Annotated in this window: 27 protein-coding genes and 1 pseudogene; 13 read left to right on the top strand and 15 right to left on the bottom strand. The window is 60.5% G+C overall.

Annotated features, from left to right (window positions below; all coding sequences use genetic code 11):
* Positions 1-151: 151 nt before the first annotated feature.
* The gene (locus BLT00_RS07820) at positions 152-1528 is read left to right on the top strand and encodes a glutamine synthetase family protein (RefSeq protein ID WP_014340747.1); all 1377 of its coding nucleotides are present in this window, start codon (positions 152-154) and stop codon (positions 1526-1528) included.
* Between the two features lie 286 nt (positions 1529-1814).
* Positions 1815-2447, top strand: coding sequence for a TetR/AcrR family transcriptional regulator (locus BLT00_RS07810; protein ID WP_063323896.1), 633 nt, complete (start codon positions 1815-1817; stop codon positions 2445-2447).
* A 28-nt stretch (positions 2448-2475) separates the two neighbouring features.
* On the opposite strand, the pseudogene BLT00_RS30885 reads toward BLT00_RS07810, so the two are convergent.
* A pseudogene (locus BLT00_RS30885) lies at positions 2476-2559 on the bottom strand (transporter); the annotation flags it as partial.
* Between the two features lie 558 nt (positions 2560-3117).
* Between BLT00_RS30885 and BLT00_RS07805 the strand changes: the two are divergent.
* From BLT00_RS07805 to BLT00_RS07795, 3 genes are all read left to right on the top strand, one after another.
* Positions 3118-3831 carry an MgtC/SapB family protein gene (locus BLT00_RS07805; protein ID WP_092149111.1) on the top strand — a complete coding sequence of 238 codons (714 nt, stop codon included), beginning with the start codon at positions 3118-3120 and terminating at the stop codon, positions 3829-3831.
* Between the two features lie 109 nt (positions 3832-3940).
* Positions 3941-4123, top strand: coding sequence for a hypothetical protein (locus tag BLT00_RS07800; RefSeq protein ID WP_092149114.1), 183 nt, complete (start codon positions 3941-3943; stop codon positions 4121-4123).
* 40 nt (positions 4124-4163) lie between these two features.
* Positions 4164-5135 (top strand): CorA family divalent cation transporter, encoded by a 972-nt coding sequence (locus BLT00_RS07795; RefSeq protein ID WP_092149117.1) that lies wholly within the window; start codon positions 4164-4166, stop codon positions 5133-5135.
* A gap of 178 nt (positions 5136-5313) precedes the next feature.
* On the opposite strand, the gene BLT00_RS07790 is transcribed toward BLT00_RS07795, so the two are convergent.
* The 7 genes from BLT00_RS07790 to BLT00_RS07760 all read right to left on the bottom strand — a co-directional run bounded on the left by BLT00_RS07790 (position 5314) and on the right by BLT00_RS07760 (position 11001).
* Complete coding sequence (locus BLT00_RS07790) at positions 5314-5529, bottom strand: TOBE domain-containing protein (RefSeq protein WP_003177394.1); 216 nt, start codon at positions 5527-5529, stop codon at positions 5314-5316.
* Between the two features lie 88 nt (positions 5530-5617).
* Positions 5618-6424 carry an aliphatic sulfonates ABC transporter ATP-binding protein gene (gene ssuB / locus BLT00_RS07785; RefSeq protein WP_092149120.1) on the bottom strand — a complete coding sequence of 269 codons (807 nt, stop codon included), beginning with the start codon at positions 6422-6424 and terminating at the stop codon, positions 5618-5620.
* Positions 6421-7203, bottom strand: a complete 783-nt coding sequence (ssuC, locus tag BLT00_RS07780; RefSeq protein ID WP_092149124.1) for an aliphatic sulfonate ABC transporter permease SsuC — start codon at positions 7201-7203, stop codon at positions 6421-6423. The genes ssuB and ssuC overlap by 4 nt, the downstream gene beginning before the upstream one ends.
* Before the next feature lie 7 nt (positions 7204-7210).
* The gene (gene ssuD, locus BLT00_RS07775; protein WP_092149127.1) at positions 7211-8359 is read right to left on the bottom strand and encodes an FMNH2-dependent alkanesulfonate monooxygenase; all 1149 of its coding nucleotides are present in this window, start codon (positions 8357-8359) and stop codon (positions 7211-7213) included.
* A gap of 24 nt (positions 8360-8383) precedes the next feature.
* Complete coding sequence (locus BLT00_RS07770; RefSeq protein WP_092149130.1) at positions 8384-9349, bottom strand: sulfonate ABC transporter substrate-binding protein; 966 nt, start codon at positions 9347-9349, stop codon at positions 8384-8386.
* Positions 9350-9439: 90 nt separating this feature from the next.
* Positions 9440-10033: an NADPH-dependent FMN reductase gene (gene ssuE, locus BLT00_RS07765; RefSeq protein WP_063323891.1), complete on the bottom strand. Its 594-nt coding sequence runs from the start codon at positions 10031-10033 to the stop codon at positions 9440-9442.
* Between the two features lie 329 nt (positions 10034-10362).
* Complete coding sequence (locus tag BLT00_RS07760) at positions 10363-11001, bottom strand: peroxiredoxin (RefSeq protein WP_092149132.1); 639 nt, start codon at positions 10999-11001, stop codon at positions 10363-10365.
* Positions 11002-11334: 333 nt separating this feature from the next.
* On the opposite strand from BLT00_RS07760, the gene BLT00_RS07755 reads away from it, so the two are divergent.
* Positions 11335-11730 (top strand): type VII toxin-antitoxin system MntA family adenylyltransferase antitoxin, encoded by a 396-nt coding sequence (locus tag BLT00_RS07755; protein WP_063323890.1) that lies wholly within the window; start codon positions 11335-11337, stop codon positions 11728-11730.
* Complete coding sequence (locus BLT00_RS07750) at positions 11720-12148, top strand: type VII toxin-antitoxin system HepT family RNase toxin (protein WP_092149135.1); 429 nt, start codon at positions 11720-11722, stop codon at positions 12146-12148. The genes BLT00_RS07755 and BLT00_RS07750 overlap by 11 nt, the downstream gene beginning before the upstream one ends.
* A gap of 120 nt (positions 12149-12268) precedes the next feature.
* On the opposite strand, the gene BLT00_RS07745 is transcribed toward BLT00_RS07750, so the two are convergent.
* The 3 genes from BLT00_RS07745 to argE all read right to left on the bottom strand — a co-directional run bounded on the left by BLT00_RS07745 (position 12269) and on the right by argE (position 16653).
* Positions 12269-13591, bottom strand: coding sequence for an OprD family porin (locus tag BLT00_RS07745; RefSeq protein WP_063323888.1), 1323 nt, complete (start codon positions 13589-13591; stop codon positions 12269-12271).
* 473 nt (positions 13592-14064) lie between these two features.
* The gene (gene argA, locus BLT00_RS07740; protein WP_063323887.1) at positions 14065-15363 is read right to left on the bottom strand and encodes an amino-acid N-acetyltransferase; all 1299 of its coding nucleotides are present in this window, start codon (positions 15361-15363) and stop codon (positions 14065-14067) included.
* A 132-nt stretch (positions 15364-15495) separates the two neighbouring features.
* Positions 15496-16653 carry an acetylornithine deacetylase gene (gene argE / locus BLT00_RS07735; RefSeq protein WP_063323886.1) on the bottom strand — a complete coding sequence of 386 codons (1158 nt, stop codon included), beginning with the start codon at positions 16651-16653 and terminating at the stop codon, positions 15496-15498.
* A 158-nt stretch (positions 16654-16811) separates the two neighbouring features.
* Between argE and BLT00_RS07730 the strand changes: the two genes are divergently transcribed.
* A complete protein-coding gene (locus BLT00_RS07730) occupies positions 16812-18179 on the top strand; it encodes a CYTH domain-containing protein (protein ID WP_063325205.1) in 1368 nt (455 codons plus the stop codon).
* A gap of 125 nt (positions 18180-18304) precedes the next feature.
* On the opposite strand, the gene BLT00_RS07725 is transcribed toward BLT00_RS07730, so the two are convergent.
* Complete coding sequence (locus tag BLT00_RS07725) at positions 18305-18775, bottom strand: Lrp/AsnC family transcriptional regulator (protein ID WP_092149138.1); 471 nt, start codon at positions 18773-18775, stop codon at positions 18305-18307.
* 126 nt (positions 18776-18901) lie between these two features.
* Between BLT00_RS07725 and BLT00_RS07720 the strand changes: the two genes are divergently transcribed.
* The 5 genes from BLT00_RS07720 (at position 18902) to BLT00_RS07700 (ending at position 23060) form a co-directional block, all read left to right on the top strand.
* A complete protein-coding gene (locus BLT00_RS07720; protein ID WP_092149141.1) occupies positions 18902-19240 on the top strand; it encodes a hypothetical protein in 339 nt (112 codons plus the stop codon).
* Between the two features lie 144 nt (positions 19241-19384).
* Positions 19385-21169, top strand: a complete 1785-nt coding sequence (locus tag BLT00_RS07715; RefSeq protein ID WP_092149144.1) for a type IV pilus assembly ATPase TfpB — start codon at positions 19385-19387, stop codon at positions 21167-21169.
* A gap of 125 nt (positions 21170-21294) precedes the next feature.
* On the top strand, positions 21295-22215 hold the full coding sequence (locus BLT00_RS07710; RefSeq protein WP_063323882.1) for an SPFH domain-containing protein: 921 nt from the start codon (positions 21295-21297) through the stop codon (positions 22213-22215).
* A gap of 9 nt (positions 22216-22224) precedes the next feature.
* Entirely contained in the window at positions 22225-22674 is a 450-nt protein-coding gene (locus tag BLT00_RS07705; RefSeq protein ID WP_063323881.1) for an NfeD family protein, read from the top strand.
* A gap of 65 nt (positions 22675-22739) precedes the next feature.
* Positions 22740-23060, top strand: a complete 321-nt coding sequence (locus tag BLT00_RS07700) for a DUF2388 domain-containing protein (RefSeq protein WP_170867266.1) — start codon at positions 22740-22742, stop codon at positions 23058-23060.
* Between the two features lie 299 nt (positions 23061-23359).
* On the opposite strand, the gene gcvH is transcribed toward BLT00_RS07700, so the two are convergent.
* The 3 genes from gcvH to BLT00_RS07685 all read right to left on the bottom strand — a co-directional run bounded on the left by gcvH (position 23360) and on the right by BLT00_RS07685 (position 26651).
* Positions 23360-23743, bottom strand: a complete 384-nt coding sequence (gcvH, locus tag BLT00_RS07695) for a glycine cleavage system protein GcvH (protein WP_092149147.1) — start codon at positions 23741-23743, stop codon at positions 23360-23362.
* 53 nt (positions 23744-23796) lie between these two features.
* Positions 23797-24879 carry a glycine cleavage system aminomethyltransferase GcvT gene (gene gcvT, locus BLT00_RS07690; RefSeq protein ID WP_063323878.1) on the bottom strand — a complete coding sequence of 361 codons (1083 nt, stop codon included), beginning with the start codon at positions 24877-24879 and terminating at the stop codon, positions 23797-23799.
* A gap of 155 nt (positions 24880-25034) precedes the next feature.
* Positions 25035-26651: an ABC transporter permease gene (locus BLT00_RS07685; RefSeq protein WP_063323877.1), complete on the bottom strand. Its 1617-nt coding sequence runs from the start codon at positions 26649-26651 to the stop codon at positions 25035-25037.
* Positions 26652-26670: the final 19 nt, after the last annotated feature.

Below are 26670 nucleotides of genomic sequence, written 5' to 3'. Positions count from 1 at the left end.
GGGAAAAAAACGCCCCAAATTGCCTCAAAAAAGCCCTTGAGGTGCTTTTTTAGGGCAAAAAAGGCCCTGCTTGACTTCGGCATGCCGTTCGGGTTGACTGGCTTTCGAAGAGATCAATGATTGATATTTTTAACAACAAAGGTGTTGCATCATGTCGGTACCCCCGCGTGCCGTTCAGCTTAACGAAGCGAACGCGTTCCTTAAGGAACATCCTGAGGTTCTGTACGTTGACCTTCTGATTGCGGATATGAATGGTGTGGTGCGCGGCAAGCGCATAGAACGCACCAGCCTCCACAAGGTTTACGAGAAAGGCATCAACCTGCCGGCCTCTTTATTTGCCCTGGATATCAATGGCTCTACGGTGGAAAGCACCGGCCTGGGCCTGGACATCGGCGACGCTGACCGGATCTGTTATCCAATCCCTGACACCCTGTGCAATGAACCCTGGCAGAAGCGCCCTACTGCGCAACTGTTGATGACCATGCACGAACTCGAAGGCGAGCCTTTCTTCGCCGACCCACGTGAAGTCCTGCGCCAAGTCGTGACCAAGTTCGATGAACTGGGCCTGACCATCTGCGCCGCATTCGAGCTGGAGTTCTACCTGATCGACCAGGAGAACGTGAATGGACGCCCACAACCGCCGCGCTCGCCGATCTCCGGCAAACGCCCGCACTCGACCCAGGTCTACCTGATCGATGACCTCGACGAATACGTCGATTGCCTCCAGGACATTCTGGAAGGGGCCAAGGAGCAAGGCATTCCCGCCGACGCCATCGTCAAGGAAAGTGCTCCGGCGCAGTTCGAAGTGAACCTGCACCACGTGGCCGACCCGATCAAGGCCTGCGACTATGCGGTCCTGCTCAAGCGTCTGATCAAGAACATCGCCTACGACCATGAAATGGACACCACCTTCATGGCCAAGCCGTATCCGGGCCAGGCGGGTAATGGTCTGCACGTCCACATCTCGATTCTTGATAAAGATGGCAAGAATATTTTTGCCAGCGAGGATCCCGAGCAGAACGCCGCACTGCGTCACGCGATCGGCGGTGTGCTCGAGACCCTGCCCGCGCAGATGGCTTTCCTCTGCCCGAACGTCAACTCCTACCGTCGTTTCGGCGCACAGTTCTACGTGCCGAACTCGCCGACCTGGGGCCTGGACAACCGCACCGTGGCTTTGCGCGTCCCTACCGGTTCGGCCGATGCCGTGCGCCTGGAACACCGCGTTGCCGGTGCCGATGCCAACCCGTACCTGCTGATGGCCTCCGTGTTGGCAGGCGTGCACCACGGCCTGGTCAACAAGATCGAGCCCGGTGCGCCGGTGGAAGGCAACAGCTACGAGCAGAACGAGCAAAGCCTGCCGAACAACTTGCGCGATGCCCTGCGCGAACTGGACGACAGCGAAGTCATGGCCAAGTACATCGATCCGAAATACATCGATATCTTCGTGGCCTGCAAGGAAAGTGAGCTGGAAGAGTTCGAACACTCCATCTCCGACCTCGAGTACAACTGGTACCTGCATACCGTGTAAGGGGTTGCTGTAAAGAAAAACGCCGCGGCCCTAAAGGCTGCGGCGTTTTTTTTGGCTGTTCACAACACCCATTGTGGCGAGGGAGCTTGCTCCCGCTGGGCTGCGCAGCAGCCCCAAAAAGGCTTAATCGGTCAACCTGAAGCACCGCAGTGGCTGACTTCGGGGCTGCTTCGCAGCCCAGCGGGAGCAAGCTCCCTCGCCACAGGGATGCCTTTCTTCCCAAGCGCCGCTATGGACCCTCCCCTCGCTCTGCGTACAATGCCCGCCAGCCCCGCAGGAGACAGCCATGACGCGCATCGCCACCCCTCGCAAACCCCGCGCACGCAGCCAGGCCCGGATCGACACCATTCTCGATGCCGCCCGGACGCTGCTTGCCGCCGAAGGCGTGGCCAGCTTGTCGATCTACAGCGTCGCCGAGCGCGCCGGGATCCCGCCCTCCTCCGTGTACCATTTTTTCGCCAGCGTCCCGGCCCTGCTCGAAGCCCTGACCGCCGACGTCCACGCCGCTTTTCGCGCGGGCCTGCAAGCACCGATCGATCATGCAGCGCTGAACCATTGGCACGACCTGTCACGGCTGGTGGAACAGCGCATGCTCGCCATCTACAACCAGGACGCCGCCGCTCGCCAGCTGATCCTGGCCCAGCACGGCCTGACCGAAGTCACCCAGGCCGACCGCCAACACGACCTTGAGCTGAGTGACTTGATGCACAAGGTGTTCGACCACCATTTCGCCCTGCCGCCCCTGCCCGGCGACGTCGACGTGTTCGCCCTGGCCATGGAACTGGGCGACCGCGTCTACGCCCGCTCGATACAACAGCACGGCCACATCACACCGCGCATGGCCGAAGAAGGCATGCGGGTATTCGATGCCTACCTGGGGTTGTACCTGCCGCCGTATTTGCCCAAGCGTTCTGATTGATCGTTACCACGCTCGGGTGAACCATCGCTCACAACTTGGCGATAGACACCTCGGTGGATTTGACGAAGGCAAGCACTTCGCTGCCGATGGCCAATTCCAACTCCTTGACGCCGGTCGATGGGCAGGTCGAAGCCGATCTGGCCGTCTCGAGCTTGCCCAACGACGTCGACGTGTTCGCCCTGGCCATGGAGCCAATTGTCATAGAACCAACCTGAACGAACACAACTCCGTGCAAGGGTCCCCGCCTCGGTCTTGCGCACGGTTTGCTTTGATCAAGGGGCTGGTGATAGCGACCGGGGGACAATGTCTGACGCGAACTGAAACAAATCCCCCCCGGCTGTTTCTTGATTTCTGCATTTAAAGAATTTACTTTCGCCCCCGCTTTTTAGTCCACACAGGAGTCCAGTCTTGGACAGTTACCCCAGTCGATCACGACAGGCTAAAACGGCAAGCTAGTCCAGCAGACCCCCTCTCTGCCACTGTCTTGCCGTCTTACGGCGGATAGTGGTATTTCGGTCCCGGCTCGGGATTCAAAGCCTCCTTCCCCATGAACTCGCCCAGTGCCAGCACGCAAGTGCTTAGCGCATCTGTGGGCCTTCGCTCAGCCTTCGCGATCCATTCCCAAAACTCTGTTCGCTCTGCGAACAAATCGTCGGTATGGAAGTGAATAATGGATTGGACAATCTTTTTTCTGCGCGTGACCGTCGCGCTCACTCTAGGCGCCCTGGTAGGTGCCGAACGTCAACTACGCCAGCGTCTGGCTGGATTGCGTACCAATGCCCTGGTTTCGACCGGCGCGGCCTTGTTCGTCATGGTTTCACTACTTACCGCCACCGGTGACAGCTCGGGGGCCGCGCGGATAGCCGCTCAAGTCGTATCAGGCATTGGCTTTCTGGGTGCCGGCGTGATTATGCGCGAAGGCCTGAATGTGCGGGGTCTCAATACTGCCGCGACGCTTTGGTGCTCCGCTGCAATAGGCATTTTGTCAGGCATGGGACATATGCTGGAGGCCGCCATCGGAACGCTGGTGGTGCTCTGCGCCAACATCCTCCTACGCGAGGCCGCCCAGCGTATCAATCGCCAGGGCGCAGCCGCCGCCGTTGAAGTTGATCAGCGCTTTACTTTCAACATTGTCTGCCGGGCGGAGGATGAAGTGCATGTGCGCACCCTCGTCCTGCATGGCTTGAGCGGAAGCGCGCTGCGCTTGCAATCACTGCACAGTGAAGACTTGGCCAACCCGGACAAACTCGAAGTACGCGCTGAACTTATCGGCACACCCGCAAGCCCGGCGCAACTGGAACAGTTGGCCAGCCGGGTGAGCCTGGAAAAAGGGGTGAGTTCTGTACGTTGGCAACTGCTCAACAGCAATCTGCAAGACGAGTAAACACCCTGCCGATATACGCCGCACCGTCGGCGTCAGCACACACCGGAGACACCAGCAACTCGTCCTCCGGTTTTATTCCCCTCCGTAAAGACGAACCCAGGAGCTTGCCATGAAAAAGAAGCCGCCAAACCGCACCAGCCTTGAGAACGAAGTGATCGTTGCGGTGATCGTGTTGTATCTGGTGCTCGCAATAGTCATGACGGCGGTGCACTACATGCAGCCACCGGACCAGGAAACCACGACATCATCAACCTCGCCTTCCCACAGCGAGCTCAATCCAACGTCCAAGTAGGGCATTGCTCATACAATGCCCCATCTACGAGTAATCAGACATGATCCGCAGCATTATCAACAATCACGCAACACTTTCCATCGCTCAGGGGCTACCTCAGCCGGAGCATGATCATGAGGTCGTTTGGTTTGAGGTAAACGCACCAACGGTCGAAGAAAGCGCGAATCTACAACAGCGTTTTGGCATCGAAACCGCCCCGAAAAACAGTAGCGTCATAGAGGATGGTCATTTTCTGTACATGCGCTCGAAACTGCTTGCATTGGATGCAAGCGGGACCCCGCATTTTGGAGGCGTGACCTTTGTCTTGGGTGAGCAGGTGGTAGCGATTCTCTGCGATGACGCGCACTTCCGCCCTTTTGATGTCGCCCTTCAGCGCTTGCGCCGAAAGCCGGCCAATACCCAAAGTCCGAAGGCAATACTACGAGTGTTACTACAGATGGCCAACGACGGCGCTGACGCTGTCATCGACCGTATTGCCGACGAGTTGGAGAGGAGTACCGAGGAGATCTCCGAAATCTCCGATGGCTACAACGCGAATGGTAAGGAGTTGGGCGTACCGGACCTGATCGAAACGATGCGCGCACTCAACGACAAGGAAGAGCTGATCTCTCTCTGTATTGAGGCACAACTCTCGCTTGCACGCACAGTGCGATACCTGAGCAGCGAGGTGGACAACACCACCGAAGCTGATTTGCAGGGCCTTGTGAATGAACTCACAGCCGACGTTGCGGGCGTCAAGGAGCATGCCTACTTCGAACACGAAAAAGTACGGTACCTGCAAAATGCCGTGACGAACATTCTCAACATAAAACAGAACCAAATCGTCAAGGTGTTCACCATCATCACCGCCGTTTTCCTGCCGCCCACCCTGGTTGGCACGTTCTACGGCATGAACTTCGCGGTAATGCCCGAGCTTTCGTGGGAGCACGGTTTCATCTATTCAATGGGGCTGACACTTTCGGCTGCGGTTCTCCCGCTTGTTTATATCAAGCGCAAGGGTTGGCTGCGCTAGTTGAAAGTGCTTACTGGCTCGTCGACGAACGTGATCTTTCTCGACGCGCCAGTTGCCTTGAAGATTGGCTGCAAAAAGGTGCAGGAAGCTCTCATTGGACACGCCAGAACTGATGCAGCCTGAGCAAGTAAAAACCCCGAAAGGCTCACGCCGTCCGGGGCTGCGGGTGAACCATCGCTCACAACTTGGCGATCGACACCTCGGTGGATTTGACGAAGGCAATCACTTCGCTGCCAATCGCCAGCTCCAGCTCCTTGACCGAGCGGGTGGTGATGACCGAAGTGACGATGCCCGACGCGGTCTGCACGTCGATTTCCGACAGCACGTCGCCTTCGACGATTTCCTTGATGGTGCCTTTGAACTGGTTGCGTACGTTGATGGCTTTGATAGTCATACGATTTCTCCTGGGGGTTGAAATGAGCGGCAAGTAAAAAGCCGATTTGCTTTGACTTGTCGCTTATAGCTTGAAGCTTGCAACTGCCTCACTGCGCCCACCGCAATTGCGTGGGCAAGGGTGAAACGGGTTCCGGTTCCGGCGGTTGGCCGGGCAAGGACAGCACGCGGTTGAGGACTTCGGTTTCCAGGCTCGCCAGGCGATGTGAGCCGCGAACCCGTGGGCGCGGCAGGTCGATAGGCAAGTCGAGGCCGATCTGGCCGTCCTCGATCAGGATCACCCGATCGGCAATCGCTACCGCCTCGCTGACGTCATGGGTCACCAGCAACACCGTAAAGCCGTGCTGCTGCCAGAGGTTTTCGATCAGTTGCTGCATCTCGATGCGGGTCAGTGCGTCCAGCGCCCCCAAGGGTTCATCGAGCAGCAACAGGCGTGGCTGATGAATCAGCGCGCGGGCCAGGGCCACTCGTTGTTTCTGCCCGCCGGACAGCGCCGCCGGCCACTCATGGGCACGGTCGGCCAAACCGACGGCTTCCAGTGCTTGCAGCGCCTGCGAGCGCCAGTTGCCCTTTAGTCCAAGGCCGACGTTGTCGATGACTTTTTTCCAAGGCAGCAAACGCGCTTCCTGGAACATCAACCGCGTGTCCTGTTGCGCGGCACTCAACGCTGCCGAGCCCGCCGACAGTTGGCCGTCGGTGGGTTGATCGAGACCGGCCAGCAACCGCAGCAAGGTACTTTTGCCACAGCCACTGCGACCGACCACGGCCACGAACTGTCCGGCCGGGATATGCAGGTCGATATCGCGCAACACCTGGCGTGTACCGAAGGTTTTTTGCAGCTTGCGCACTGCCAGCGGGATGCCACGCAGCAGGCGCGGAGGTTGTTGGGCGGTCATGCGGCACCTCCCTTGTCCACCTGGTAGGCCGGGTGCCAACGCAGCCAGACCCGCTCAAGCCCACGGGCGGCAAGGTCGGCCAATTTGCCCAGCACGGCGTAGAGAAGAATCGCCAACACCACCACATCGGTCTGCAGGAACTCCCGGGCATTCATCGCCAGATAGCCGATGCCGGCGCTGGCCGAGATGGTTTCCGCCACGATCAGCGTCAGCCACATGAAACCCAGGGCAAAGCGCACGCCCACCAGGATCGAAGGCAGGGCGCCAGGCAGGATCACTTGGCGAAACAGGCGCAAGCCAGACAAACCGTAGCTGCGGGACATTTCCACCAGTGCCGGGTCGACGTTGCGAATGCCGTGGTAGGTGTTGAGGTAGATCGGGAACAACGTCCCCAGCGCCACCAGGAAAATCTTCGCCGACTCATCAATGCCAAACCACAGGATCACCAACGGAATCAGCGCCAGGTGCGGGATGTTCCGGAGCATTTGCACGGAACTGTCCAGCAGACGCTCGCCCCATTTCGACAAACCAGTGATGAAGCCCAGGGCCAGGCCGATGCCGCCGCCGATCAGGAATCCGACGGCTGCCCGCCAGCCGCTGATCGCCAGGTGCGTCCAGATCTCGCCGCTGCGCACCAGGTTGACCCCGGCTTCGATCACGGCCACGGGTGCTGGCAGGATCCGCGTGGATAACCAACCGGTCGACACCGACAGTTGCCATACCGCCAGCAATAGCAGCGGCACCGCCCAGGGCGCGAGGTTGTGGATGATTTTCTTCATGGCCGCCTCAGCTCTGGGACGCGGCTTTGGGAAGAATATCGTTGGCGACCATTTCACCGAACGGGCTCACATAACCCTGGCTTTTCGGCAGTTCCGGGCGCTCCACGTCCAGGTGGGGGAACAGCAGTTCCGCCACGCGATAGGACTCTTCCAGGTGCGGATAACCGGAGAAGATGAAGGTGTCGATGCCAAGCCCGGCGTATTCCTTGACCCGCGCCGCCACGGTCGGGCCATCGCCCACCAGCGCCGTACCCGCGCCGCCACGCACCAGGCCGACGCCGGCCCAGAGGTTGGGGCTGACTTCCAGCTTGTCGCGACGGCCGCCGTGCAGGGCGGCCATGCGTTGCTGGCCCACTGAGTCGAAGCGCGCCAGGGAAGCCTGGGCCCGAGCGATGGTCTCGTCGTCCAGGTGGGAGATCAGCCGGTCGGCCGCTTGCCAGGCTTCGGCGTTGGTCTCGCGCACGATCACATGCAAGCGGATGCCGAAGCGTACGGTGCGACCGAGCTTCGCGGCCTTGGCCCGCACCTGTTGGATTTTTTCCGCGACGGCTGCTGGCGGCTCGCCCCAGGTCAGCACCATTTCCACCTGCTCGGCTGCCAAGTCCTGGGCGGCTTCCGACGAGCCGCCGAAATACAGCGGCGGACGCGGTTGCTGGATCGGTGGGTAGAGCAGCTTGGCGCCCTTCACACTGATGTGCTCACCGTCGTAATCCACGGTTTCGCCTTCCAGCACCCGACGCCAGATACGGGTGAATTCCACCGACGCCTGGTAGCGTTGCTCGTGGTCAAGGAACAGGCCGTCGCCGGCCAACTCATCCGGGTCGCCGCCGGTCACCAGGTTGAACAGCGCCCGCCCGCCGGACAACCGGTCGAGGGTCGCAGCCTGACGCGCGGCCACCGTCGGGGAAATGATCCCGGGGCGCAGGGCAACGAGGAATTTCAGGCGCTGGGTCACGGGAATCAACGAAGCGGCCACCAGCCAGGAGTCCTCGCAGGAACGCCCGGTGGGGATCAGCACGCCACCGAAACCCAGTCGATCCGCTGCCTGGGCGATCTGTTGCAAGTAGCCGTGATCGACGGCGCGGGCGCCTTCGGCGGTGCCAAGGTAGTGGCCGTCACCGTGGGTAGGCAGGAACCAGAAAATATTGAGGCTCATGGAGTGGTCTCCTAAGGGATCGAATTACTGCGCTTTCGCAACGGCCGCCGGCGGCGTCCAGATCACGTCCTTGATGCTCAAGGGCTTGGGAATCAATTTGAGCTGGTAGAAGCTGTCAGCGATTTTCTGTTGTGCCGCCACCACTTCCGGCGTGAGAAACAGCGCCCCGTAGCCTTGGCGTTTCACCGACGTCAGGGTGATGTCCGCCGGCAGGCCCAGCAGCGGCGATACCTGCTTGGTCACGTCGTCAGGATTGGCCTTGGACCACTCCCCCACTGCGCGCACCTCTTCCACCAGCGTCGTGATGACCTGAGGATTCTTTTGCGCATAGGGTTTGGTGGCGAGGTAGAACTGGTGGTTATCGACGATGCCCTTGCCGTCACGCAGGGTGCGTGCCTGCAATTGCTGTTCGGCGGCAGCCTGGTACGGGTCCCAGATCACCCAGGCGTCGACGCTGCCACGCTCGAAAGCGGCGCGGGCGTCGGCCGGAGGCAGGAACACGGTCTGGATGTCGGAATATTCCAGGCCGGCATCTTCCAGCGCCCGCACCAGCAGGTAGTGGACGTTGGAGCCTTTGTTCAGCGCGACTTTCTTGCCCTTCAGGTCTTGCACCGACTGGATGGCCGACCCCTTGGGCACGAGGATGGCTTCGCTGGTGGGTGCCGGTGGCTCATAAGCGACATAGAGCAGATCGGCGCCCGCGGCCTGGGCAAACACCGGCGGGGTTTCACCGGTCACGCCGAAGTCGATGGAGCCGACGTTCAAGCCTTCCAGCAACTGCGGGCCGCCGGGAAACTCGGTCCATTGCACGTCCACGCCTTGGGCGGCGAGGCGTTTCTCCAACGAGCCCTTGGCCTTGAGCAGCACCAGGGTGCCGTATTTCTGGTAACCGATCCGCAAGGTCTCGGCTTGAGCTTGAGTAATGACGCCGAGGGACACAGCCGCAGCAAACAGAGCGACCAGCCCGCGACGCAAAATGACAGTGCGCATGGCGCCTCTCCTTTTTGCTGTGGGGTTTTGGCTGCACCTGCTGGGCCGTTGGCGGCTGAGTAAGGTGAGTTGAATCAGAGTGTCAGGGGTTCAAATGCTCCAGCGAGCACTCAACAAACGTTCGTTCAATACACTGGGGTCCAGCGGCCTGGGCCGGCGGGCCATGGCGCTGAAAAACTGTTCCAGCGCCTCGTCCAGGCGCTGCTGCAGGGCCGGCGCCAATTGCGCCTGGGCGCTGCCTTCGCCGTAAGCGATCTGGCTGTCTTCGGCAAAGATCCCATGGAGCATTTCCTGGGCCTTGAGCGCCGACAACACCGGCTTGAGGGCGTAATCCACCGCCAGCATATGGGCGATGCTGCCGCCGGTTGCCATCGGCAACACCACCTTATGGGCCAGGGCCCGTTCAGGCAGCAAGTCCAGTACGGTCTTCAGCGCACCGGAAAAAGACGCCTTGTACACCGGCGTGGCAATCAACAGGCCGTCGGCATTTTCGATCTGCTGGAGCAGGTCGACCACCTTAGGGCTGTCGAAACGGGCATGGAGCAGATCTTCGGCCGGGAAGTCGCGCACCTGATAGCTCACCACTTCCACACCTTGCTGCTGCAACCAGCGTTGCGACCGCTCCAGCAGCACCCCGGAGCGGGAGCGTTGACTGGGACTGCCACCGAGTGAGACGACCAACATGCCTACCCTTCCTTAACTGTCACGTGCGATTCGCGGTGGGCGATCTCGCTGTATGGGGCAAACCATAACAGGGGATTTATATATCCATAAATCATATTTATTCATTTGGTTATGCAATTTTGAGATATGCAATGTCTTTTCCTTGGCGCAATAAAAAAGGCCGTCGAAACGGCCAAAACCCTTGGTGCACAGGTACTGATCGTTCCCCACGCTCTGCGTGGGAATGCAGCCAGGGACGCTCTGCGTCCCAAAAGCCGAACGCGGAGCGTCCGTTGAGGCGTTCCCACGCAAGCGTGGGAACGATCATCAGATCAGGTTCAGGTGTTGCCTCAGCGATTGGGCTGTGGGGTCAGGCGCAGGTAAGGTTTCACGGCGCGGTAACCCTTGGGGAAGCGCTGCTTGAGTTCCTCTTCATCCTTGAGCGACGGCACGATCACCACTTCATCACCGTCCTGCCAGTTGGCCGGAGTGGCGACTTTGTAGTTGTCGGTCAATTGGAGCGAGTCGATCACCCGCAGGATCTCATTGAAATTGCGCCCGGTGCTGGCCGGGTAGGTAATGGTCAGGCGGATCTTCTTGTTCGGGTCGATCACGAACAAGGAACGCACAGTCAACGTGTCGCTGGCGTTGGGATGGATCAGGTCGTACAGGTCCGACACCTTGCGATCGGCATCGGCCAGGATCGGAAAATTGACCACGGCGTTCTGGGTCTCGTTGATGTCCTCGATCCATTTGTGGTGCGAGTCCACCGGGTCAACCGAGAGGGCAATGACCTTGACCCCGCGCTGGGCGAATTCATCCTTGAGCTTGGCGGTCAGGCCCAACTCGGTGGTGCACACCGGGGTGAAATCCGCCGGGTGGGAAAACAGCACGCCCCAGCTGTCACCGAGCCATTCGTGGAAACGGATCTTGCCGGCGCTGGAATCCTGTTCGAAGTCGGGGGCGATGTCGCCGAGTCTGAGGCTCATGGTGGGGCTCCTGGATGGTTGTTGTGGGACCAACTGTGCACCGGTTTTCATTGCTTTAAAAAGAATGAATACCCATTTATTTAGATCATTAATGAATATAAAAAACTGTTCACTGGCGTCCTGGCGCATAGCGGCCCAAGATCATTTCCGAGGTTCGAGAAGGCCTCGAGTTGCTGAAAAGAGGAGAAGGTTCGGGGAAGGCTACAGGGGTGGGCCAGACCCGAAACGCAAGAGCCCCGCCCGGCGTGCTGCCGGGCGGGGCTTTTTTTGTTTTATACCCACACTACGGAAATTATTGAGGCGATTTGAGGACGAGCGGCTAGGATAGGCAGCATGAACACTCAAGCCTTATTAACTCATCTGCAAAACCACCTCCCTGGTCTGCTGGCGGTTTACCTGTTTGGTAGCCATGCGCAGGGAACCGCCGGGCCTGACAGTGATGTCGATTTGGCCGTGCTCTTGTCCGGCGAGGTTGACCCTGTGTCGTTATGGCAGCTTTCAGGGGATTTGGCAGATATCGCTGGCAGTCCGGTGGATCTGATTGACCTACGTGCGACAACCACCGTCATGCAATATCAGATCGTGACCCGAGGCCAGAGACTCTGGGCCCGCGACGTACAGGCGGGGTTGTTCGAGTGTTTTGTTCTCAGCGAAAAGACCGCTCTCGACGAGGCTCGGGCAGGCTTGCTCAAGGATATTCAGGAAGAAGGCAGCGTGTATGGCCGATGACGTACTGATCAACAAAGCAGCGAGTATCGAGCGTTGTATCGCCCGGGTGCGGGAGGAATACGAGAAGGATCCCGCTACATTTGCCACCGATTTCACTCGCCAGGATTCGGCTGTTCTGAATATCCAGCGTGCATGTGAAGCGGCGCTGGATATAGGGCAGCATTTGATTCGACGTGAGCGGTTGGGTGTCCCGCAAAGCTCCCGGGATGTGTTCGAGTTGCTTTTCCAAAGTGGCTGGGTGGAAGAAGGTTTGGTGAAAAATCTGAAGAACATGGTGGGCTTCAGGAACATCGCCGTGCATGACTATCAAGCTCTGCAACTGCCGATCATGGTTGCGATCATTACCGGCCATCTGGACGATTTCCTAGCATTCAGTGCGTTCGTCCTGCGTAAGGACGCGAGGGAGTCGGCGTCATAGCACTGGGTCGTCGCGGCAGAAGGAGTAAGGGATAGAGCTTGCTACCTGCCGCCGAAAACGCAAAAGCCCCGTCCGGCGTGATGCCGGGCGGGGCTTTTTTTCGTCAGGTGAGCGCGTTGCTTACAGCAGCGGGATCGAATAACTGACGATCAGGCGGTTTTCATCCTGGTCGCGCTGACCTGGGATGTCGTTACGCCAGGTAGCGTTTTTCCACATCACGCCAACGTTCTTCAGCGCACCTTCCGGTACGACGTAGCCAACAGTGATGTCACGTTCCCACTCGGTCTTGTCACCAGTGGCGTGGTCGATGTTGTCGCCGCGCAGGTAGATGACACCAGCGGTCAAGCCAGGAACGCCGAGCTTGGCGAAGTCGTACGAGTAGCGACCCTGCCAGGTACGTTCACCGGCACGGGCGAACTTGGCGATTTGCATGTCGGTGGTCAGGTAAGCCGACGACCCGTCGCCCTGGTTCAGCCAAGGGAAATCACTGTCGCCGTTGCTCGCTTGGTAACCACCACCAAAGGTGTGACCGGCAACGGTGTACAGAAACAGGCCGCTGTACAGGTTGTTGTCGACCTTGCCCTTGGTGACGCTGCCGCCATAGTAGCCAGTGGTGTAGTAGGTGGAGTCATGACCATTGGCGCCGTCGCTGCGGCTGTTGAAATAACGCAGGTCGGACTTCAGTACACCCGGGCCGATGGCCCAGTTGTGGATCAGGCCCAGGAAGTGTTGCTTGTAGAAGTCTTCCAGGTTGCCGTAGTAGTACTGGGCAGTCAGGTCCTTGGTGATTTTGTAGTCACCGCCACCGTAGATGAACTTGTTGCTGTCACGACCGCTGGCGGTACGACCGTTCGCACCGGCAATGGACAACTCCTCGTTGTTGCTTGAGTTACGCCCCTTGGCGTGCTCGATCTGGCCGCCGACGAGCGTCAGGTCCTTGATCTCGTTCGAGGTGATCTGGCCACCCTGGAAGGTTTGCGGCAGCAGACGACCATCGTTGGTCACGATGACCGGCAGTTTTGGCTGCAGGGTGCCCAGCTTCAGCTCGGTCTGGGATATCTTCGCCTTGGCGGTCAGGCCCAGGCTGGAGAAGTTATCCACCGCTTCGCCGTTGGACTTGCTCGGGAAGACCGTGCCGCCGTAGCTGTTATTGGAGGCACCGTTGGTACCGCCGCCCGAATCCAGCCTGATTCCCAGCAGGCCGATAGCATCGATACCGAAGCCGACGGTGCCTTGGGTGTAGCCGGAAGTGAAGCGCAGGTCGAAACCTTGGCCCCATTCTTCAGACTTGTTCGTTGTAGCAGCCGAATCACGGTTATCCGTGTTGATGTAGAAGTTGCGCAGACCCAAGGTAGCCTTGCTGTCTTCGATAAAACCGGCGGCGCCTGCCTGCTGCGCCAGAACCCCAACGGCCACTGCCAGGGCCAAGGTGGACTTGTTCATGCTTCGCTCCTCTCGTTTTCTAATTCTTGTGTATCTTTGGCTCCGGATCGAACGCCCGGATTCCGCGGATGCGCGATTAGCGCCAGACCGTGACTGACAAGTCAATCGTAAGCATTTATGACTACGACTATGGTCTAACCCCTCTACACCGGCCCGCAGGATAATGGATTTTTTATAATCCCAAAAAGAATTGTTTCAACAGTTTTCAGCTCGTTTGGAAATATAGCCGCCATCAAAGCTTCGTCAACCGTGACCCGGCGTATCGGCCAGCCTGCTGATTACTGAATGGTTTTCTGTCGGGACCTCCCAGAAAGGAAATCCCCGGCGTAGAGGCCTGCTCTAGATACTCATTGGCTACGCGCCGGGAACTGCGAAGGTTGCGATCTTGATCGCTATGCGTCTGACGATTCATTGTTTGAAATCAAAAAGACGCAACCTGCGACAGTCCCCCGCAGGTAGGAATGACCAGGGGGTTACAAGGCCTTTTCGAAGATTTTCGAATTACGCTGATAGTTGTAGAGCGACGCCCGCGCCGCCGGCAGGCGCTCGACGCTGCTGGGCTCGAAACCACGTTCGCGGAACCAGTGGGCGGTGCGGGTCGTCAGCACGAACAGCGTCTTGAGCCCCTGGGCGCGGGCCCGGGTTTCGATTCGCTCCAGCAGTTCATCGCCCCGGCCACCATGGCGGTATTCCGGGTTCACCGCCAGGCAGGCCAGTTCCCCGGCATCCGAATCGGCGATCTGGTACAACGCCGCGCAGGCGATGATCATGCCTTCGCGCTCGACCACGCTGAATTGTTCGATCTCGCGTTCCAGCACTTCGCGGGAGCGACGCACCAGGATTCCCTGCTCTTCCAGCGGGCTGATCAGGTCCAGCAGGCCGCCGACATCTTCGATGGCCGCTTCGCGCACCACCTCGAATTGCTCCTGGGCCACCAGCGTCCCGCTGCCATCGCGGGTGAACAGCTCGGCCAGCAGCGCACCGTTTTCGACGTAACTGACGATATGGCTACGGGCCACGCCGCCACGGCAGGCCTGGGCCGCCGCATCCAGCAGTTCGGCCTGGTAGTCACTGCCCAGGCGCTGTATATGAGCCGGCACCTGCTGCGGACGCAGCTCGCGCACCAACCTGCCATCTTCGCCGATCAACCCCTGCTCGCTGCCGAACAACAGCAGCTTGTCGGCCGCCAGGTCGATGGCCGCCCGTGTGGCAACGTCTTCACAGGCCAGGTTGAAGATCTCTCCGGTGGGGGAATAACCCAACGGCGACAGCAACACGATGGAGCGCTCGTCCAGCAGCCGATTGATGCCCTTGCGATCGACCCGGCGCACTTCACCGGTGTGGTGATAGTCCACTCCTTCGAGCACACCGATGGGACGCGCAGTGACCAGGTTGCCGCTGGCGACCCGCAGCCGCGAGCCCTGCATGGGCGAGGACGCCATGTCCATGGACAGGCGGGCCTCGATGGCGATGCGCAGCTGGCCGACCGCGTCGATCACGCACTCCAGGGTCGCGGCATCGGTGATGCGCATGCCGTGGTGATAATGCGGCGTGAGGCCCCGCGCAGCGAGGCGGGTTTCGATCTGCGGGCGCGAACCATGGACCAGCACCAGGCGCACGCCGAGGCTGTGCAACAACACCAGGTCATGGACGATGTTGCCGAAATTAGGGTGTTCCACCCCATCGCCGGGCAGCATGACGATGAAGGTGCAATCGCGGTGGGCGTTGATGTAGGGCGAAGCGTGACGAAGCCAATTGACGTATTCGGGCATGAACCTGGGCCTGTAATAAATAACAGCCGAAAAAAGACGAAACGGAACGCACAGCGGGCTGGTGGTTATCGTCGGAACAGGCTTGGCGACACGCGCGTTCTCCTCATGAATACGGGCCCGGATACGGGCAATTTAGCCGGCGGTGACCGGCGTCAGGCAGTAATGTCCGATCAACTGACGCAACAGCTGTACGGTAGGTTGCAAACGTGACATTTCAAGGTACTCACCCGGCTGGTGGGCACAGGCGATATCGCCAGGACCAAGCACCAGGGTTTCGCAGCCAAGGCGCTGAAGATAAGGCGCTTCGGTGCCGAACGCCACTGCTTCGGCACGATGGCCGGTGAGTCGCTCGGCCACCCGTACCAGTTCGCAGTCTTCGGCCTGCTCGAATGGTGGCACTTCGGGGAACAGCGGTGCGTAGTCGATCTTGACTTTATGGCGTTCGGCGATGGGGTCGAGCTTCTGTTGGATCGCCGCCCGCAGCACTTGCGGGTCCATGCCCGGCAGGGGGCGCAGGTCGAATTCCATGGAACATTGGCCGCAGATGCGGTTGGGATTGTCGCCGCCATGGATGCAGCCGAAGTTCAGGGTCGGTTGTGGCACGGTGAACTGCGGGTTACGGAACTCACGTTGCCATCGCAGGCGCAGCCCGCGCAGTTCGCCCATGGCATCGTGCATGGCTTCCAGCGCGCTGTGGCCCAGGCTCGGATCGGAGGAATGGCCGCTGCGCCCGAGAATGTCGATGCGCTCCATCATCACGCCTTTGTGCAAGCGAATCGGCCGCAGGCCGGTCGGCTCACCGATCACCGCCGCACGCCCCAGTGGTCGCCCGGCATCGGCCAGGGCCCGGGCGCCGGCCATGGAGCTTTCTTCGTCGCAGGTCGCGAGGATCAGCAGCGGTTGCTTGAACGGTTGGTCCAGCAGCGGCTTGACCGCTTCGATGACCAAGGCAAAAAAACCCTTCATGTCACAACTGCCCAGGCCCACCCAGCGGCCATCGACCTCGGTGAGCTTCAGCGGATCGGTCTGCCACAACGCGCCGTCGAACGGCACCGTGTCGCTGTGGCCAGCCAGTACCAGGCCGCCGGGGCCGCTGCCGAAACTGGCCAGCAGGTTGAATTTGCCGGGGCTGACCTGCTGGATGTCGCAGGAGAACCCAAGGTCGCCGAGCCAACCCGCCAGCAGCTCGATCACGGCACTGTTGGACTGGTCCAGCCCAGGCTGGGTACAACTGACCGAAGGGGCGGCGATCAGGGCAGCGAATTGATCTTTCATGGACGGCAAAGGCATCGCTGACTCCGGGCTTACAGATTGATGTCCATCATAGAACCATCTGGCGCAAGGAATAAACCGCCGCGGCGCGTAGGATGAGCGAGTCCTGTACACTGCACGACCTTGGCAGCCACACCTTCCCCCGGCTGCACACCCGATCCCTGGATTTTCCGGCCATGCAGAAAGAAACCGAAATCAAACTCCGCGTCAGCCGCGAGACCCTGGCAGCCCTGCGCGAGCACCCGCTGCTGAAAAAACGCAACAAGAGTGGCTGGGAACGCCACGAACTGATGAACCAGTATTTCGACACGCCGGAGCGTGACCTGGCCCGGGCCAAGGTCGCCCTGCGCCTGCGTCGCGATGGCGAAGAAGTGATCCAGACCCTCAAGACCCGCGGCCAAAGCGTCGCCGGCCTGTCCGAGCGCAACGAGTACGATTGGCACCTGCCCAAGGCCAAGCTCGACCTGAAGAAGCTCGATGGCGAATGCTGGCCAGAGGCCTTGGCCGAACTGGACAAGAAAACCCTCAAGGCCATCTTCACCACCGATTTCGTTCGCGAACGCGCTGAAATTGCCTGGGGCCGTGGCAAAAGCAAGGTGGTCATCGAAGCCGCCCTGGACCTGGGCCATGTGGTGGTCGGCAAGCAGAAGGAAGAAATCTGCGAACTGGAGCTGGAACTGCGCGAAGGCGAACCCGCCGCCCTGCTGGAACTGGCCGCCGAGCTGGCCGCGACCCTGCCCCTGATGCCCTGCGACATCAGCAAGGCCGAGCGTGGCTATCGCCTGTACGACGCGGGCAGCTACGCCCTGAGCCTGCCAGCGCCACAACTGACCGCCGAAACGCCGCTGGATGACGCCTTCGCCGCGCTGAGCTGGCATCTGCTCGGCAGCAGCCAGCGCCTGGCCGAACAATACCGTTTCAACGGCCATTGGCGCCTGCTGCAGGACTGGGTGGAAAACCTCGCCGAACTGCGTGCCCTGCTCAGCAGCCTCGGCCAGGCCGCGCCGCGCCAATCGACCCACGATTTGCGCCTGGCCCTGGACGCGTTGCTGGAAGACTGGCGCCCACTGGTCCAGGCCGGCCTGGATGACGAAGACGTGCGCAAGGCGGCACCGGAACAGTTCCTTGAAGAGCTGCAAGACCCGCGTTGGGGCCTGTTTTCCCTCAACACTTCACGCTGGCTGCTGGCTCGCAGCTGGGCCGCCGAGCGCAACACCCGTGGCAATCGCCAGGGCGCGGCGCAACTGGGCAGTTGGCTGCCGCGCCTGCTCGGCGAAGAGTCGTCGTCCCTGCAACTGCAACGCTACCAGCAGCAGCCGGAAGACCTGGCCGAGCAACTGCCGCGCATCGAACGCATCCAGGCCTGGCTGCACCACGCCCGCCATGTGCTGGAGATCCCGGAAATGGATCGCCTCTACGGTGAACTGAACAAACTGGCGCAATTGGCCAACCAACCGATCACCGACGAAACGCTGGATGCGCGCAAGCAACAGGCGATTGCGGTGTACCAGAATCGGGCTTGGAAGACTTTGCTGCGCCTGTGACGCCGCCATCGCGAGCAAGCTCGCTCCCACAGGGGTTCAGCGTTGTAACCACATCTAGTGGCCGCTGATGATCAACTGTGGGAGCGAGCTTGCTCGCGATGGGGCCAGCACATCCTCCACAGAACTCAGCGCACCACCGGCAAACTCGTCGTCGACTTGATCTCCGACAGCGCCACGATCGAGTTCACTTCCTGGATCCCCGGCACCATCGACAGCTTTTCGAAAAAGAATCGCTCATATGCCTCGATGTCCGCCGTGACGATGCGCAACAGAAAATCCACCGACCCCATCAGCACGTAACACTCCAGTACTTCGGGGAAGCCGCGGATCGCCTCGGTGAACTCGGTGAAGTTCGAACGGCCGCGGGCGTTGAGTTTGATTTCGGCGAAGATCTGCGTGTTAAGGCCGATTTTCTTGCGATCCAGCAGGGTCACCTGGCCACGAATGATGCCCTCGTCCTTCATCCGCTGGATCCGCCGCCAGCATGGCGATTGAGACAAGCCGACCTGTTCGGCGATCTGTGCACTGGACAGCGAGGCATCCTCCTGCAGCAACGCCAGTATCCTGCGGTCGTAGCCATCCAATTCGCTGTGCATAATCAAACCCAAAATGACTGATTTAGAAAATCAAGCGATTCAAAATATCGCCAGAATCACTCATCTTAGATAAGAAATACCCCGACTCGCATGTAAATATTTCTCCCGCCACCAAGGAGACCGAACATGCCCCCACTCGAAGCCGTTGCCATAGCCCCGACCCGCGCCGACGTCTGGCACGCCGCCAATACCCATTGTCGGGTGCAGTACCGGATATTGGCCGAAGCCGAGCCGGATTTACTGTGTCGGGCGTTGAACCTGTTTGCCTTGCAGGGCCTGACGCCGCAGCAGGTTCATGTCGAACGCCCAGGCGATGTGCTATCGCTGGACATCGTCATGGACGGGCTGAGCTGGCACCGTGCCCAGGTCATCGCTGAAAAATTACGTAACCTGATCAGCGTCTGTTCGGTGGACCTGCAAGACGCTGATATTGCGCACGTTGGGCCGGCCCAAGCCGTCTGCTGAACGCCCACGGGCAAGAATTGGTAACGCATTGGTCGGGTAGTGGCCCAACGGTCTACGGGGTCGGGACTATTCTTTTGCAGACCGAGCGAGGACGCCGAAGCGTCTGTATCGCGGCTTTGCTGCAATTGTCCAATAGGAACCCGCATGTCCACCAAACACGCCACTCAGGACCGCTGGCTGGACCTCAACGATCTGCTGCGCCAACTGGTCACCCAGGGCCTCATCAGCCAGGATTCAGCCGAAACCGCGCTGAACGCCCGCCGACGCCACAGCGCCAATAGCCAGTTGCATCCGCTGGAGTTCATCGCCAACCAGCACCTGGACGACCTCAGCCGGCCCGGCAAGCGCCTGGACCTGGAGAACCTGACCTTGTGGTTGTCCCAGCAGGCCGACCAGCCCTACATGCGCATCGACCCGTTGAAAATCAACGTCGCGGCCGTGACCCCCTTGATGTCCTATGCCTTTGCCCAGCGTCACAAGATCCTTGCGGTGGCGGTCGATCGTGACGCCGTCACCGTCGCCAGCGCACAGCCCTACGTCAACAGTTGGGAAGCCGACCTGACCCACGTGCTCAAGCTACCGATCAAGCGGGTGGTCGCCAATCCTGTGGACATCCAGCGCTTGAGCGTGGAGTTCTATCGCCTGGCCAAATCGGTCAGCGGCGCCACCACGGTCGATCAGCAACCGAGCAACCTGAGCAATTTCGAACAGTTGCTCAACCTGGGCGCCAGCGACCAGGAACCGGACGCCAACGACGCCCACATCGTCAATATTGTCGACTGGCTGTTCCAGTACGCCTTCCAGCAGCGCGCCAGTGATATCCACATCGAACCGCGCCGCGAGCAGGGCACCGTGCGGTTTCGCATCGACGGGGTGCTGCACACCGTCTATCAGTTCCCGCCGCAGGTCACGATGGCAATCGTCAGCCGTCTCAAGAGCCTGGGGCGGATGAACGTCGCGGAAAAACGCAAACCCCAGGACGGCCGGGTCAAGACCAAGACCCCGGATGGCGGCGAAGTGGAATTGCGTTTGTCGACCTTGCCCACGGCGTTCGGCGAAAAAATGGTCATGCGGATTTTCGACCCGGAAGTGTTGCTCAAGGATTTCGACCAACTCGGATTCTCCGCCGACGACCTGCGTCGCTGGCAGGACATGACCCGCCAGCCCAACGGCATCATCCTGGTGACCGGGCCTACCGGTTCCGGCAAGACCACCACCCTCTACACCACGCTCAAGAAACTGGCGACGCCGGAAGTGAACCTCTGCACCATCGAGGACCCGATTGAAATGGTAGAGGCCTCCTTCAACCAGATGCAGGTCCAGCACAACATCGACCTGTCCTTCGCCGCCGGGGTGCGGGCACTGATGCGACAAGACCCGGACATCATCATGATCGGTGAGATCCGCGACCTGGAGACCGCCGAGATGGCGATCCAGGCGGCGCTCACCGGGCACCTTGTGCTGTCGACGCTGCACACCAACGACGCGCCGAGCGCCATCAGTCGCCTGCTGGAGCTGGGTGTGCCCCATTACCTGATCAAGGCCACCGTGCTCGGGGTCATGGCCCAACGGCTGGTGCGCACCCTGTGCCCGCAATGCAAGGCCCCGCTGACCCTGGACGAAGACGACTGGCAGACCCTGACGCGGCCCTGGCAGGCACCGTTGCCGAGCAATGCCCAACAGGCCGTCGGCTGCCTGGAATGCCGCGACACCGGTTACCGCGGCCGCGCCGGCGTCTACGAAATCATGCAACTGACCGACAGCGTCAAGGCCTTGATCCACCCCGACACCGACCTGCTGGCGGTACGCCGCCAGGCATTCAAGGAAGGCATGCGCAGCCTGCGCCTGTCGGGGGCGCAAAAGGTGGCGGCGGGCTTGACCACGGTCGAGGAAGTGCTGCGGGTGACGCCGCAAAGCGAGCAGAAGTAGGAACTGTCTGGCTCAGGGGCAGAAAGATCCCACAAACAAAGCGGAACGGACCATAGCGAAGATACTGGCCGCGTGCCCTACACTCAGGGCTCGCAGGTCCATCTCAATTCGCACAGGGAACCGTCATGCAGATCGGTAGCGTACTTTTACTTTTCATCGGCCTCGTGGTCGCCATCCTGTTCATGGGGTTCAAGGTCGTGCCCCAAGGCTACCAATGGACCGTCGAGCGGTTCGGGCGCTACACCAACACGCTCAAGCCCGGCCTGAACATCATCATCCCGGTGATGGATCGCATCGGGCGCAAGATCAATGTCATGGAAAGCGTACTGGACATCCCGCCCCAGGAGGTCATTACCGCCGACAACGCCACGGTGCAGATCGACGCCGTGTGCTTCTTCCAAGTGGTCAATACGGCCCAGGCGGCCTACGAGGTGAACAACCTCGAGCACGCCATCCGCAACCTGCTGCAAACCAATATCCGTACCGTGCTGGGGTCCATGGAGCTGGACGCGATGCTGAGCCAGCGCGACGGTATCAATGAAAAACTGCTGCGCACCGTCGATGAAGCCACAGCGCCGTGGGGCATCAAGATCACCCGGATCGAGATCAAGGACATCAGCCCGCCAGCCGACCTGATGGCCGCCATGTCGGGGCAGATGAAAGCCGAACGTATCAAGCGTGCCCAGATCCTCGAAGCCGAGGGCCTGCGAGCGTCGGCGATTCTCACCGCCGAAGGCAAGAAGCAGGCGCAAATCCTCGAGGCCGAGGGCAGCCGTCAAGCCGCGTTCCTGGAGTCCGAAGCCCGCGAGCGCCAGGCGCAAGCCGAAGCGCTGGCCACCCAAGTGGTGTCCCAGGCGATTGCCGACGGCAACGTCCAGGCCGTGAACTACTTCGTCGCGCAGAAATACATCGATGCGCTGGGCAAACTGGCTTCGGCCAACAACAGCAAGGTGATCCTGATGCCACTGGAAGCCAGCCAGGTCATCGGTGCGGTCGGCGGCATTGGCGAGATCGTCAAGGCCACCTTCGATAGCAAGAAAACCTGAGGCACGCCTATGTGGATGTTCCTGCAACACCTGTCGTACTGGGACTGGCTGGCGCTGGGCGTCATCCTGCTGATCCTCGAAGTGTTCGGTGCCGGCGGCTACTTGCTGTGGATCGGCATGGCCGCCGCGGCAGTTGGCGTGCTCACGTTCATCCTGCCGCAGATGCCGTGGGAGCTGCAGTTCCTGTTGTTCGGCCTGTTCGCCATCGCAACGGCACTGTACTGGTGGCAGCGCCAGCGCAGCGCGGTGCGCCAAAGCGATCAACCGCACCTGAACCTGCGCGGGCAAGAGCTGATCGGCAAGGTCTTCCAGGTTCATGAAGCGATTGTCGATGGCCGTGGCAAGATCAAGGTGGCCGACAGCGTCTGGCTGGCCAAGGGGCCCGAGTCGTCCGTGGGCACGCGAGTCAGGGTGGTGGCGCAGGAAGGGGCGGTGCTGCAGGTGGAACGGGCTGACTGAGAAGTCATGGAACTGAATAGAGGCGCGGGTAATCCAACGTCATAGTTAACCCAGTGGAGTCACCTATCATGCGTCTCAAACTTGCTGTCGCTACCCTAGCCTTGCTGTCTCTTCCTGTTGGCTCGGCAATGGCCGACACGTTTTGGCGTAACGTCATCTCATCCGGTGCAACCACCGGTTCCACCTACCTGACTTTCAAGGATCACAAGCTGATCGTCGCCGCCCAGGATGATGCCGGCAGCTTCGTCGCCAGTGACGGCGGTATTCGTGGCCCTTACCTGGAAGCGGCGATGCAGAAAGTGCGTGCTGACAACCCAGGCCTGCAAGCCACCGACATGGAACTGGCCAACGCTATCCTGGCGAAAAACGCCGTCGCCCAGGAGTGATTCCCGGCCAATAAAAAATGCCGCTCCATTGAGCGGCATTTTTTTGTCCGGCGAACATCCCGAGGCTACCCCCCCTGTGGAAGCGAGCTTGCTCGCGAAGGCGTCAGCCCAGACAACCCGTGGATTGGCTTGAAGCTGATCGTCCCCACGCTCTGCGTGGGGATGCATCCCGTGACGCTCTGCGTCACATTCCAGAAGCGGAACGCGGAGCGTCCCTGGCGACATTCCCACGCAGGAGCGTGGGAACGATCGATCCACCGCTATCGCGAGCAAGCTCGCTCCCACAGGTGCAGTCGTCCTTATTCGCCGATAGCAGCCTTGTAGCCTGCCGCATCAAGCAACTTGTCCAAATCAGCTGTGTTGCTCGGCTTGAGCTTGAAGATCCAGGCACCGTAAGGATTGGAGTTGAGCGACTCCGGCACGCCACTCAGCTCGTCGTTGATCGCGATCACTTCACCCGCAATCGGGGAATAGATGTCGGAAGCAGCCTTGACCGACTCAACCACACCGGCCTGGTCACCTGCGCCAAAGACCTTACCGACTTCAGTCAGCTCGACAAAGACCACATCGCCCAGGGCTTCCTGCGCATGATCGCTGATGCCCACGGTGACGGTACCGTCAGCTTCCAGGCGTGCCCACTCATGGCTTTCGGCAAAACGCAGTTCGGCAGGGATATCACTCATATTCTGTGTCCTCAATAGAAAGTGTCAGCGGCCAGCGGCCCGCCGCAAAAAGGTTAGATCAGGGTTTTGCCATGGCGGACGAAGGTCGGCTTGACCACCCGTACCGGGTACCACTTACCACGAATTTCTACCTCGGCACGGTCGGCGGTTGCCATCGGAACACGTGCCAGGGCGATCGACTTGCTAAGCGTAGGAGAAAAACTACCACTGGTGATCTCCCCTTCGCCAACATTGGCGATGCGAACCACCTGATGGGCGCGCAAAACACCCCGCTCTTCCAGCACCAGCCCGACCAGTTTGTGCTGTACACCGCTGGCAAGCTCGGCTTCCAGCGCACTGCGCCCGATGAACGGACGGCTCGCCGGTTCCCAGGCGATGCTCCAGGCCATGTTCGAGGCCAGGGGCGAAACGTCTTGATTGATGTCCTGGCCGTAGAGGTTCATGCCGGCCTCCAGGCGCAAGGTGTCGCGGGCGCCGAGGCCAATTGGCGAAATGCCGGCCCCTACCAGGTCGTTGAAGAAACTCGGGGCCTCCTGGGCAGGCAAGACGATTTCCAAGCCATCTTCGCCGGTGTAGCCGGTCCGGGCGATGAACCATTCGCCGTCGGCGCGCCCTTCGAAAGGCTTGAGTTGCTGGATGATTTGCCCACGCGGTTGCGTCACCAGTTCGGCAATCTTCTGCCGGGCCTGGGGGCCTTGGATCGCCAGCATCGCCAATTCGGGGCGCTCATGCAGCTGCACGTCGTAGCCACCGAGCTGTGCCTGCATCCAGGCCAGATCCTGATCACGAGTCGAGGCGTTGAAGACCAATCGATAACCGTCCTCGACACGGTAGATAATCATGTCGTCGACGATGCCGCCGCGCTCATTGAGCATCGCGCTGTACAGGGCACTGCCTGTGTCCTGCAAGCGATCGACGTCATTGGCCAGCAAACGCTGCAGCCAAACCTTGGCCTGGGGGCCGTCGACATCGATCACGGTCATGTGGGATACATCGAACACTCCGCAGTCGCGACGCACCTGATGGTGTTCTTCGACTTGCGAGCCGTAATGCAAAGGCATATCCCAACCGCCAAAATCGACCATCTTCGCGCCGAGGGCGAGATGAAGGTCATACAGAGGCGTACGCTGTCCCATGGGTTTCTCCTTCCGGGCTTGGCGAAGGTGCGGACGGGCACTGCATAGCGCGAACATCTGAAAAAAGGAGTTTTCTGACGTTCTCAGTTGCCCGGTCCGACAGACGGACCGCACCGAATGCCGCGCATTGTAGCCGCATGAGGTGGGACTGGCACCTAGCTGTTTCGATGGGCCGAACGTCGTATCAATCCGATGACTGGCAACAACCCCACCAGTACCAACGTCAGCGCCGGCAGCGCGGCCCGGGCCCACTCCCCTTCGCTGGTCATCTCGAAGATCCGCACCGCCAGCGTGTCCCAGCCGAACGGGCGCATCAGCAGCGTCGCGGGCATTTCCTTGAGCACGTCGACGAACACCAGCAACGCCGCGCTCAAAGTGCCGGGCAACAGCAAGGGCAGATACACTTTGAAAAACAGTCGTGGCCCACTGACCCCAAGGCTGCGTGCAGCCTCGGGCAAAGACGGGCGAATGCGCGCCAGGCTGCTCTCCAACGGACCGTAGGCCACCGCCAAAAAGCGCACCAGATACGCCAGCAACAGTGCCGACAGGCTACCCAGCAATAACGGTTTGCCTGCCCCTCCGAGCCAGGTCGACAGCGGGATGACCAGCTCACGGTCCAGGTAGCTGAATGCAAGCATGATCGACACCGCGAGCACCGAACCGGGCAAGGCATAGCCCAGGTTCGCCAGGCCGACGCCGGCACGAATCGGACGGGTTGGCGCCAGCCGTCGGGCGAACGCCAGCAGCAAGGCCACGCAAACGGTGATCAGCGCGGCCAGGCCGCCCAGGTAGAGGGTGTGGACGATCAACCCGGCATAACGTTCGTCCAGGTCGAAACGACCGCGTTGCCAGAACCACACCACCAATTGCAGCACCGGAATGACAAAGGCACAGGCGAACACCAGGAAACACCAACTGCTGGCTGCCGCGGCCTTCAGACCGCGCAACGTATACAAAGCCTTGGCTCGGGGACGTTCGTTACTGGCTCGGTGGGCACCACGAGCCCGGCGTTCGCCGTAGACCACCAGCATCACCGCCAGCAACAGCAGGCTGGCCAGTTGGGCAGCACTGGAGAGGCTGAAGAAGCCATACCAGGTCTTGTAGATCGCGGTGGTAAAGGTGTCGAAGTTGAACACCGACACCGCGCCAAAATCCGCCAGGGTTTCCATCAGCGCCAACGCCACGCCCGCACCGATGGCCGGCCGGGCCATCGGCAGCGCCACGCGCCAGAAAGCCTGCCACGGCGACTGCCCGAGCACCCGCGCCGCTTCCATCAAGCCCTTGCCCTGGGCCAGGAATGCACTGCGCGCCAGCAGATAGACGTAAGGGTAAAAAACCAGCACCAGCACCAGGATCACCCCACCGGTGGAACGGACCCGGGGCAGGCGCAGGCCGCTGCCGAACCATTCGCGCATGAGCGTCTGTACGGGGCCGGCAAAGTCCAGCAGGCCAACGAAGACAAACGCCAACACGTAGGCCGGTATCGCAAACGGCAGCATCAACGCCCAGTCGAGCCAGCGTCGCCCGGGGAACTCACACAGGCTGGTGAGCCAGGCGAGACTGACACCCAGCAACGTCACCCCGACACCCACGCCAAGGATCAACGTGAGGGTGTTGCCCAACAAGCGCGGCATTTGCGTATCCCACAGGTGGGACCATATCTGTTGGTCGATGCTCTGCCAGGACAACAGCAAGACGCTAAGGGGCAGCAGGACCAGCGCGGCGATGGCGAAGACCAGGGGATACCAGCGGCGTTGGACGGGGTGGGCCAAGGGGAGCTCTCGTTTAAAT

It is taken from the genome of Pseudomonas sp. NFACC51 (assembly GCF_900103575.1).
Lineage (GTDB): Bacteria > Pseudomonadota > Gammaproteobacteria > Pseudomonadales > Pseudomonadaceae > Aquipseudomonas > Aquipseudomonas fluorescens_Q.
The sequence above is the reverse complement of the archived record's forward strand: the minus strand, read 5'-3'. Positions and strand labels throughout refer to the sequence as shown.